This is a genomic window from Vibrio sp. OPT46 (assembly GCF_015163535.1).
Taxonomy (GTDB): domain Bacteria; phylum Pseudomonadota; class Gammaproteobacteria; order Enterobacterales; family Vibrionaceae; genus Vibrio; species Vibrio alginolyticus.
Genome location: NZ_JADDYG010000722.1, coordinates 1 through 1,476, shown reverse-complemented (window position 1 = coordinate 1,476; position 1,476 = coordinate 1). Strand labels below are relative to the sequence as shown.

The 1,476-nt window shown below is 38.8% G+C and carries 1 protein-coding gene; it reads right to left on the bottom strand.

Translation table 11 applies throughout. The annotated features are described in order from the left end of the window. Positions 1 to 408: 408 nt before the first annotated feature. Positions 409 to 1,275, bottom strand: coding sequence for a hypothetical protein (locus IQR33_RS25720; protein ID WP_193844184.1), 867 nt, complete (start codon positions 1,273 to 1,275; stop codon positions 409 to 411). Positions 1,276 to 1,476 lie beyond the last annotated feature (201 nt).

The window sequence follows — 1,476 nt, the reverse complement described above, 5'->3', positions numbered from 1 at the left end:
AGCCCTACTTTCACTTGCTTCAAATTAGAAAAGGATTCTTTCCTCGTACTTCAACAGCCACACCAAAAGTAACCAAAGTCCTCTCAAAAGCCACCACGAAAATGAAGAAGCGCCAAAGGAATAGGCTAAGAGTTAGAAGCCGTAAACGGTTAAATCAAAGCGAACACTCCGCATATAGTGCCACCGGAAAGAACGTGAAAGGCACTAACTGAAAGGTGTAAATACGAGCGCCAAAATAGATAAACACCAAAACTTATGACCTTTGATGTCAAACCCGTACTAACGCCCAATTAAGGGGTGAGCCACGCGACCACGACACCTAAATTGAACGCCGTAAACACTAAACTTGACCCAAACCAAAAATGCCAAGCGTGGGGAATCCCTCTTAAATTGTTTGTTAGCATTCAGTTAGTCTAAAAAGCTAAAGGTATCAGAAAGGTGCACTTTCAAAGCCAAGTCTGGTGTGCAATTTTCTCGGAAATAGTCAAATTCTGAGCCAACTCCTTGCATTGTTAGCCTATAGTCATCTGATTGCATTCCAGTATTATACTTATTAAGGAAAACTTGGATATAAAGACATGCTAATCGACATGAACTTAACAAAACTTCATATAGTGCTTGGTGAGCAAGATAGTCAGATGTCCACTCTGGATTTTCGGATATTGGAAATACGCCATGTGCCACGTAGTTTCGAATATTTCTGATAAGGTGAAGAGCATAACTATTATCTTCTAACTTAACATTTTTCATACCGCCTAGAGGTTTATCTTTGATGTAATCACAGCAGTTAAATGCTTCAATAAAATTCTCTACTTTATGCTTAAAGTAAAGTGGGAAATCATCTTCTTCATATATATCAACCAACGCAGTTGCTTGCATAGATGGCTTACGCAACTTTCTATTTTTTACCTTATCGCTAGATAAATAATGAGGTGAAATAAAGCGATACATTTCTTCAAGAGCATTTGAGACGAAGATAAACTTTGTTAAAGCCGTCGAATATGCTGAATAATGTTTAGTATCAGAATCACATGCGTCAGCAACTGTTTCACAAAAAAACTCTGCACCATCGGTGAATTTCCAAGTATCGATAACTACATTATCCAATTGAGCAGCTAGCTTTAACCACTCCCCAATAGTTACAGTACTAACCAAAGCATCTTCTTCTTCATCTTTAAAATCGGCTACATTGTCTAACACTGAGCAAAAGCTCGCCAACTCAAATAAATGAGCATCAATTTTACGGAACTTAGAGCATTTGGGACATTTTTCCATCGTTACTGACCTCCTGTAATTGAATGCTAACGCCCTGTTAAGGTGTGAGCAACGCAATACCGATGCAGCCGCAAACCGCCTTAATCACTTAAACCAACGCATAGTAAAAATGCCACGCGTTGCGAATCACTCTTAAACAGTTTGTTATGTGAAAAATCACAGTAAGCACTTGATTTTTTTGAGCAAAGCCCTCATCTAGAG

Excerpts from the sequence above, each read along its gene's own strand:
- IQR33_RS25720 (WP_193844184.1), bottom strand. The coding sequence starts at position 1,275 with ATGGAAAAATGTCCCAAATGCTCTAAGTTCCGTAAAATTGATGCTCAT.